Here is an 8,356-nt window from a genome sequence, read left to right as displayed (position 1 = left end):
GGTGCGCACCGCGGTGCGCACGGACCGGGCGCTGGCCATCGAGTACTACTCGGCGTCCCACGACGCACTGTCGAGTCGCGTCGTCGACCCGATCCGCATCGTCCTCGTCGCTGACCACAGCTACCTGGAGGCGTGGTGCCGGACGGCCGAGGGCGTCCGGCTGTTCCGGCTGGACCGGATCGTCGACGCGAGGGTCCTCGACGAACCGTCGGTGCCGCCGCCGCCGGCGGTGCAGGCAGGCCCGGACACCTCGTTGTTCGATCCCGACACCGCCGATTCGTCCCTGCCCACGGCGACGCTGCTGGTCGACCGGTCGGCGTCGTGGATGTTCGACTACTACCCGTTGCGGGTGCTGCGCGAGTTCCCCGACGGGTCCTGCGAGGCGGCGATGACCTATGCGTCCGACCAGTGGATGGCGCGATTCGTGCTGGGGTTCGGGTCGGCGGTACGGGTGCGCGGGCCCCAGCAGTTGGCCGAGCTGGTCCGGCAGTCCGCCGCCGCCGCACTGGATGCGTATCGAGTCGGCACCGAGGCCCCGAACGAGTAGACTCGGCCCAGACGTCTGGAGGTAACCAAATTGGGTGGTCTACAACCCTGGCACTGGGTCATCGTCATCGCCGTGTTCGTGCTGCTCTTCGGTGCCAAAAAGCTCCCGGACGCGGCACGCTCCCTGGGCAAGTCGATGCGCATCTTCAAGTCCGAGATCAAGGAGATGCAGGCGGATTCCAAGCCGGATGCACCGACGCAGATCTCCTCGGAACGGGTCGCCGACCCGGCGGACCGTCCGGGTGGCGCCGCCACCCAGCCAGCACCTGACCCGTCGTCGGACAAGCGCACAGCCTGACCAGTCATACCGGTCGCGGGCTCCTCGGTCCGCGACGTGACTGCGCCTGTGAGCAGCACCTAGGCCACCTCCGTGCAAATTCCCGGACTCCTCAAGAAGCTCGACCCGCGTCAGCGGCGTTCCCGCGCCAATCCCGACGGCACCATGTCGCTGGTCGAGCACCTCACCGAACTGCGCGGCAGGCTGGTGATGGCCGCGCTGGCCGTCGTGGTGACGACGATCCTCGGGTTCCTCTGGTACACCCACGGCATCTTCGGGATGCCCAGCCTCGGTGACTGGCTGCGCGGACCCTACTGTGCGCTCCCGGAATCCGCACGCGCGAACATCACGCCCGACGGCGAGTGCCGACTGCTGGCCACGGGCCCTTTCGACCAGTTCATGTTGAGGCTGAAGGTGGCGCTGACGGCAGGTCTGGTACTGGCCTGCCCGGTGTGGCTCTACCACCTGTGGGCGTTTATCACCCCCGGGCTCTACCGCAACGAGCGCCGCTTCGGCGCGATCTTCGTGACGATCGGCGCACTGCTGTTCGTCGCGGGCGCGGTGCTGGCCTATGTGGTGCTGTCGACGGCGTTGGACTTCCTGTTGACGGTCGGCAGCGACGTCCAGGTGACCGCGCTGTCGGGTGACCAGTACTTCGGCTTCCTGATCAACTTGCTGCTGGTGTTCGGTATCAGCTTCGAGTTCCCCCTGCTGATCATCATGCTGAATCTCGTCGGGGTGCTCACCTATGAGCGGCTCAAGGCGTGGCGCCGGGGAATGATCATGGGCCTGTTCATCTTCGCCGCGTTCTTCACCCCCGGGTCGGATCCGTTCTCGATGCTGGCGCTGGCGCTGGCACTGACCCTGCTGCTGGAACTGGCCATCCAGGTGGCCCGGCTCAACGACCGGCGCAAGGCGCGGCGTGCCCGGCTCCAGGAGGTCGCCGACGACGAGGCGGCGCCGATCGGGCCCGCCGAGACCATCGAAGCGCCATCGGCCGTGCCCACCCCGTCACGGCTCGTGGTCGATGACGACGCCACCTGAGCCGTCGGTGGGGGAGCTGCCGGAAGTCACCGAGTTCGTCTCGCACCTGCCGTTCGAGCTCGACGGTTTCCAGCGCCGCGCCTGTGTGGCGCTCGCGCAGGGCCACGGAGTGCTGGTCTGTGCACCGACCGGAGCGGGCAAGACGGTCGTCGGCGAGTTCGCGGTGCACCTCGCGCTGGCGGCCGGGCGGAAATGCTTCTACACCACCCCGATCAAGGCGCTGAGCAACCAGAAGCACAGCGATCTGGTGCGCCGTTACGGCCCGCAGCGCATCGGTCTGCTGACCGGCGACCAGTCGATCAACGGCGACGCCGACGTCGTGGTGATGACCACCGAAGTGCTCCGCAACATGTTGTACGCGAACTCTCCGACGCTGCAGGGGCTTTCGTTCGTCGTGATGGACGAGGTGCACTTCCTGGCCGACCGGATGCGCGGCGCGGTCTGGGAGGAGGTGATCCTGCACCTACCCGAGGACGTGCGCCTGGTGAGCCTGTCGGCGACGGTGAGCAACGCCGAGGAGTTCGGCGGTTGGATCCAGACCGTCCGGGGTGACACCACCGTCGTCGTCGACGAACACCGTCCGGTGCCGCTGTGGCAGCACGTCATGGTCGGCAAGCGACTTCTGGACCTGTTCGACTACCGCTCCTCCGGTCCGGCGAAAGCCGGCCGGGACCTGCTGGTCGATCCGGAACTGTTGCGCCACATCTCGCATCGGCGCGAGGCCGACCGGCTGGCCGACTGGCAGCCGCGGGGCCGCGGACGGACCAGTCGGCCCAGCGTGTACCGCACCCCCGGGCGGCCGGAGGTGATCGGCGTGCTCGCCAACGGCGGCCTGCTGCCGGCCATCACGTTCATCTTCTCCCGGGCGGGCTGTGATGCCGCGGTCAAGCAGTGCCTGCGGTCGTCGCTGCGGTTGACCACCGAGGAGGAGCGGGGCCGGATCGCCGAGATCGTCGACCGTCGCACGGCCGACCTCAACGACTCCGATCTGGTCGTGCTCGACTTCCACGAATGGCGCGAGGCGCTGCTTCGTGGCCTGGCCGCCCACCACGCCGGCATGTTGCCGACGTTCCGCCACACGGTGGAGGAGTTGTTCACCGCGGGTCTGGTGAAGGCGGTGTTCGCGACGGAGACGCTGGCGCTGGGGATCAACATGCCTGCCCGCACAGTGGTGCTGGAGCGGCTGGTGAAGTTCAACGGCGAGCAGCACATGCCGTTGACCCCGGGGGAGTACACCCAGCTCACCGGTCGCGCGGGGCGTCGCGGTATCGACGTCGAGGGCCACGCGGTGGTGCTATGGAACCCGGACGTCGACCCGGCCGAGGTCGCGGGCCTGGCCTCGACCCGGACGTTCCCGCTGCGCAGTTCGTTCGCGCCGACCTACAACATGACCATCAACCTGGTGCGCCAGCTGGGACCGGAACAGGCGCACCGGCTGCTGGAGCGGTCCTTCGCCCAGTATCAGACCGACCGATCGGTGGTGGGCCTGGTCCGTGGCGTCGAACGCGGCGAGCGGCTCCTCACCGAGCTGGCCGCCCAGCTCGCGGGACGCAACGCGGCGATCCTCGACTACGTGCGGCTGCGGGCCCAGATCTCCGAGCGGGAGCGCGCACAGTCGAGGGCGTCGCGGCTGCAGCGGCGCCAGGCCGCCAACGACGCGCTGACCGCGCTGCGCCGCGGCGACATCATCACCATCACCCACGGACGGCACAGCGGCCTGGCCGTGGTGCTCGAGCCCGCACGCGATGACGAGGATCCGCGGCCGTTGGTGCTCTCCGAACACCGCTGGGCGGGCCGGATCTCATCGGCGGACTATTCGGGTGCGTCGGTCCCGATGGGGTCGATGTCGTTGCCCAAGCGGGTCGAGCACCGAAACCCTCGGGCGCGTCGGGACCTCGCGTCGGCACTGCGGTCGGCAGCCGCGGGCAAGGACGTCCCGTCGGGGCGCGGCCGCCGCAGCCGTGCACGAGCGGATCGCGACATCGACCCCGAGCTGGCAGCACTGCGCGAGCGGGTGCGGGCACATCGGGCTCACCAGCTGCCCGACCGGGAGGAGCGGGCCCGCATCGCCGAGCGCTACCTCAAGATCGAGCGCGACAACGAGCAGCTTCGCAAGAAGATCGCGGCAGCCACCAATTCTCTGGCTCAGACCTTCGACCGGATCGTCGTGCTGCTCACCGAGCGCGGGTTCATCGAACGTGGGGACGACACGCCGGGGGGCGAGGCGGCACCGGCGGACCCCGTGGTGACCGACGACGGCAGGCTGCTCGCCAGGATCTACAGCGAAAGCGATCTGCTGGTGGCCGAGTGCCTGCGCGCCGGGGTCTGGGAGGGGCTGGACGCCGCCGAACTCGCCGCGGCGCTTTCGTCGGTGCTCTACGAATCCCGGCGCGACGGCTACGGCACCGGGGACGGCCATGACGTGCCGACCGGTCGGCTGCGCCGCGCGCTGAACCAGACCCGCAGGCTGTGGACCGAGCTGCGCACCGACGAGCAGCGGCACCGGATCACCCAGAGCCGCGAACCCGACGACGGTTTTGTCGCCGCGATCCACCGCTGGGCGAGCACCGGCGACCTCGCCTCCGCATTGGACGCCGCCGGCAGTTCCGGCACCGGCTCCTCCATGTCGGCCGGCGACTTCGTGAGGTGGTGCCGCCAGGTGCTGGACTTGGCTGATCAGGTCCGTAACGCGGCTCCGTCAGCGGCGTTACGCGCGACCGCGAAACGCGCGATCAACGACGTTCGGCGCGGCGTCGTAGCTGTTGATGCGGGGTAGGGTGTGCCCAGCAGGCCAGAAACCGGCATATCAGTCGCGGACGAGCAAGGAGAGAAATGAGCGGACCGCAGGGATCTGACCCGACGCAGCCGTGGCCGGGTCAGCAGCCTGGGCCGGGCGAGGAATCGTCGGCCGAGTCGGCCGGCAATCAGGGATGGCAGCCGCCCTCGGGCGCGGAGCAGCCGCAAGCCCCGGGTGGCGATCAGCCGCCGTCCTGGCAACCGCCGGCGTACACGCCGCAGCAGTATCCGCAGTACCAGCAGCCCACCCAGCCGCCGCCGGCGTACCCGCCGCAGTACCCGCAGGGCGAGCAGTACGGTCAGCAGCCTCCCGAGTACGGCCCCGGCGGATACCCCCCGCCCGGGCAGTACGGTCAGCCGGGCCAGTACGGCCAGTACGGTCAGCAGCCGGGCTACGGCCAGCAGCCCGGTCAATACGGCCAGCAGCCCGGCCAGTACGGGCAGCAGCCCGGCCAGTACGGGCAGTACCCGCCCGGCGGCTACCCCGGACCCGGCGGCGAGGAGGGCTCGAAGCGCTCGATGGCCGTCATCGGCGGTGTTGTCGGCCTGCTCGCGGTGGTCGTGGTCGCGGTCGTGTTGGTGCTCGGCTTCTGGAAGCCCGGCTTCTTCGTGACGACGACGCTGGACATCGACGCAGCCCAGAACGGCGTCCAGCAGATCCTCACCGACGAGACCAACGGTTACGGCGCCACCAACGTCAACGACGTCCGGTGCAATGACGGGGTGAGCCCGACGGTGAAGAAGGGCGACACCTTCAACTGCGAGGTCAGCATCGACGGCACCAAGCGTCAGGTGACGGTGACGTTCCAGGACGACAACGGAACCTACGAGGTCGGCCGCCCGCGCTAGGCGGGACCCGGTCAGTCCGGCAGGCCGTCGAGGGCCTTCTGCAGCCGGCCGATCGACGACGACACGCCGTAGCGCTGGGCGAGTTCGGCCACCTTGCGCGGATGCGCAGCCACCAGAGGTAGCGCATCGGTTTCTGTCGACATCGTGACCTCGGCATCCGTCGCGACCCGCACCACGGGTTCGGCCCTGGCGATGTAGTCGGTGGCGGATCGCAGTTTGGTGCGGTGCGCCTTGGACAGCTTCGAGGCGGGGTCTTCGGCGGCGGCCAGGATCCGTTCCAGGGATCCGTGCTGTGCCAGAAGCGTCGCCGCGGTCTTCTCGCCGATGCCGGCCACCCCGGGAAGCCCGTCGGAGGGGTCGCCGCGCAACAGCGCCAACTCGGCGTACGCCGGGCCAGCCCGCTCGACGGGCACCCCATAGGTCTGCGCGACCTCGTCGGCTCCGTAGGTGACCGCCTTGGCCAGCCCGCGCCCGAGGTACAGCACGCGGACCGGGACCGGGTCGTCGCGCACGAGTTGTAACAGGTCGCGGTCCCCGCTGACGACGACCACCGGGTGGCGCCGCTCCCGCTCGGCGAGGGTGCCCAACACGTCGTCGGCCTCGGCCTGTGGCGCCCCCGCCGTCGCGATCCCGAACGCGTCGAGGATCTCCATGATCATGTCGACCTGCGGGGTCAGCTCGTCGGGCACCTCCTCGACATCGGGCTCGTCGGCAGGGTTCTCCTCAGCGACCCGGTGTGCCTTGTACGACGGGACGAGGTCCACCCGCCACTGCGGACGCCAGTCGTCGTCACGGCACACCACCAGCCGCTGGGGACGTTCCCTGGTGATCAGCGTCGCGACGGCGTCGAGGAACCCCCGCAGGGCGTTGACCGGTCGTCCGTCCGGCGCGGTGATCGACGACGGGACCCCGAAGTACGACCGGAACCACATGCTGGCGCCGTCGAGCAGCAACAGGGGAGCATCACTCATGCGCGTCATCCTGCCAGGCGGGTTTCCCGCGCGAGCAGACGCAAAAGGACACTGATTCTCGGCGTGTCATGGCACTTTGCGTCTGCTCGCCGGAGGGAGCGGACAGGGCCGGGATTAGCCTGGACGGTATGACGCAAGGCCGTTTCAGCTCAGACGTTTACGCCCGGCGCATGGCCGAAGCCGCCCGCGCGGCCGCCGCCGCCGGCCTGGCCGGTCTGGTGATCACGCCGGGCTACGACCTGCGGTACCTCGTCGGGTCGCGGGCCCAGACCTTCGAGCGGCTCACCGCACTGGTGATTCCGGCGAGCGGGGGTCCGACGATCGTGGTGCCGCGCCTGGAGCTGGCCTCGCTCAAGGAATCCGCCGTGCCCGAACTCGGTGTCACGGTGCGCGACTGGGTGGACGGCGAGGATCCCTATTCGTTGGTGGCGCAGGCCCTCGGCGGTGGCTCCGTCACCGTCGCGGTCACCGACGCGATGCCCGCGCTGCACCTGCTCCCGCTGGCCGACGTGCTCGGGGTGGTCCCGGTGCTGGCCACCGAGGTGCTGCGCACCATGCGGATGGTCAAGGATCCCGCGGAGGTCGACGCGCTGCGCAAGGCCGGCGCCGCGATCGACCGGGTACACGCGCGGGTGCCGGAGTTCCTGGTTCCCGGGCGCACCGAGGCGGACGTTGCCGCCGATATCGCCGAAGCCATTGTCGCCGAAGGGCATTCGGAAGTCGCGTTCATCATCGTCGGATCGGGTCCGCACGGTGCGGACCCGCACCACGAGTGTTCTGATCGCGAACTCCGGGCCGGCGATATCGTCGTCGTCGACATCGGCGGCCCCTACGAGCCGGGCTACAACTCCGATTCCACCCGCACCTACAGCCTCGGTGAACCCGACCCCGAGGTCGCCCGCCGGTACGCGGTGCTGCAGCAGGCCCAGCGCGCCGCCGTCGCCGCCGTCCGGCCCGGCGTCACCGCCGAGCAGATCGACGCCGCCGCCCGCGATGTGCTGGCCGCGGAGGGGCTGGCAGAGGCGTTTGTACACCGCACCGGGCACGGCATCGGCTTGTCGGTGCACGAGGAGCCCTACATCGTGGCAGGCAACTCGCTGCCGCTACAGGAGGGGATGGCGTTCTCGGTCGAGCCGGGAGTCTACTTCCCGGGACAGTGGGGGGCGCGCATCGAAGACATCGTGATCGTCACGGCCGACGGGGCGTTGTCGGTGAACAACCGCCCGCACGAGCTGGTCGTTGTGCCGGTGTCCTGACCGGGTTCAGTGTTCGCCGCGGTCCAGCAGGGTCGAGGATCCCAGCACTCGTTCCACCCGTACTTCGATCACCACACGCTTCGGATTCGGACGGGGCGTGCGGTAGCGCTGGGCGTAGCGCAGTTCGGCGTCGCGGACGGCGTCGATCTCGGTGTGCACCGTGGCCTTGCCCTCCAGGGACAGCCACCGGGCACCGTCGACCTGGCTGAGCACGGCCACGCCGCGCTGCGCGGCGTTGACCGCTTTCTGGGAGCCGCCGGAGGTGATGACACGCGCGATGTGGGTATTGGGATCGAACGTGAACCCGACCGCAACCACGTGCGGAGACTGGTCCGACCGCAACGTGGTCAGCATGGCCAGGTGGCGTTCGGTCAGAAACGCCAGCGCATCGTTGGTCAGCCGAGTGGTTGCCTTGCGGCCTGAGGTAGCCATCGGTCACCACGCTAGCGCAGGACATAATCACTTACGTGACAGACACGTCCGGGCGGTTGCTCGTGATCTTCGGTGGTCGCAGCGAGATCGGCGTCGAGGTGGCACGCCGGCTGGCTCCGGGCGCCACCGTGGTGCTCGCCGCACGCCGCCCCGACGACCTCGACGTGCAGACCGCGGTGCTGCGC

The 8,356-nt window shown here is 69.5% G+C and carries 8 protein-coding genes and 1 pseudogene; 7 read left to right on the top strand and 2 right to left on the bottom strand.

Annotated elements, in window-relative coordinates; translation table 11 throughout:
* From WA944_RS17160 to WA944_RS17140, 5 genes are all read left to right on the top strand, one after another.
* Nucleotides 1-547, top strand: a 547-nt coding sequence (locus WA944_RS17160) for a helix-turn-helix transcriptional regulator (RefSeq protein WP_526647175.1), incomplete at its 5' end; no start/stop codon positions are given.
* A 30-nt stretch (nucleotides 548-577) separates the two neighbouring features.
* Nucleotides 578-844, top strand: coding sequence for a Sec-independent protein translocase subunit TatA (tatA, locus tag WA944_RS17155; protein WP_163891430.1), 267 nt, complete (start codon nucleotides 578-580; stop codon nucleotides 842-844).
* Between the two features lie 72 nt (nucleotides 845-916).
* On the top strand, nucleotides 917-1,867 hold the full coding sequence (tatC, locus tag WA944_RS17150) for a twin-arginine translocase subunit TatC (RefSeq protein ID WP_526373906.1): 951 nt from the start codon (nucleotides 917-919) through the stop codon (nucleotides 1,865-1,867).
* A gap of 7 nt (nucleotides 1,868-1,874) precedes the next feature.
* Nucleotides 1,875-4,643, top strand: a complete 2,769-nt coding sequence (locus WA944_RS17145; protein ID WP_526611630.1) for a DEAD/DEAH box helicase — start codon at nucleotides 1,875-1,877, stop codon at nucleotides 4,641-4,643.
* Nucleotides 4,644-4,699: 56 nt separating this feature from the next.
* On the top strand, nucleotides 4,700-5,512 hold the full coding sequence (locus WA944_RS17140; RefSeq protein WP_526368914.1) for a DUF4333 domain-containing protein: 813 nt from the start codon (nucleotides 4,700-4,702) through the stop codon (nucleotides 5,510-5,512).
* Between the two features lie 11 nt (nucleotides 5,513-5,523).
* On the opposite strand, the gene WA944_RS17135 is transcribed toward WA944_RS17140, so the two are convergent.
* The gene (locus WA944_RS17135; protein WP_526368916.1) at nucleotides 5,524-6,483 is read right to left on the bottom strand and encodes a 5'-3' exonuclease; all 960 of its coding nucleotides are present in this window, start codon (nucleotides 6,481-6,483) and stop codon (nucleotides 5,524-5,526) included.
* Nucleotides 6,484-6,611: 128 nt separating this feature from the next.
* Between WA944_RS17135 and WA944_RS17130 the strand changes: the two genes are divergently transcribed.
* Nucleotides 6,612-7,739 carry a M24 family metallopeptidase gene (locus tag WA944_RS17130; protein ID WP_526368918.1) on the top strand — a complete coding sequence of 376 codons (1,128 nt, stop codon included), beginning with the start codon at nucleotides 6,612-6,614 and terminating at the stop codon, nucleotides 7,737-7,739.
* Between the two features lie 6 nt (nucleotides 7,740-7,745).
* On the opposite strand, the gene WA944_RS17125 is transcribed toward WA944_RS17130, so the two are convergent.
* On the bottom strand, nucleotides 7,746-8,171 hold the full coding sequence (locus WA944_RS17125; RefSeq protein WP_526368920.1) for a F420-dependent biliverdin reductase: 426 nt from the start codon (nucleotides 8,169-8,171) through the stop codon (nucleotides 7,746-7,748).
* A 35-nt stretch (nucleotides 8,172-8,206) separates the two neighbouring features.
* Here WA944_RS17125 and WA944_RS17120 point away from each other — a divergent pair.
* Nucleotides 8,207-8,356 (top strand): annotated as a pseudogene (locus tag WA944_RS17120) (oxidoreductase); the annotation flags it as partial.

Source organism: Mycobacterium sp. (genome assembly GCF_049683355.1).
Classification (GTDB): domain Bacteria; phylum Actinomycetota; class Actinomycetes; order Mycobacteriales; family Mycobacteriaceae; genus Mycobacterium.
This window is presented reverse-complemented; position numbering and strand designations above follow the sequence as displayed.

Coding starts and splice junctions, on each gene's coding strand:
- WA944_RS17140 (WP_526368914.1), top strand. CDS start 4,700: ATGAGCGGACCGCAGGGATCTGACCCGACGCAGCCGTGGCCGGGTCAG.
- WA944_RS17135 (WP_526368916.1), bottom strand. CDS start 6,483: ATGAGTGATGCTCCCCTGTTGCTGCTCGACGGCGCCAGCATGTGGTTC.
- WA944_RS17125 (WP_526368920.1), bottom strand. CDS start 8,171: ATGGCTACCTCAGGCCGCAAGGCAACCACTCGGCTGACCAACGATGCG.
- WA944_RS17130 (WP_526368918.1), top strand. CDS start 6,612: ATGACGCAAGGCCGTTTCAGCTCAGACGTTTACGCCCGGCGCATGGCC.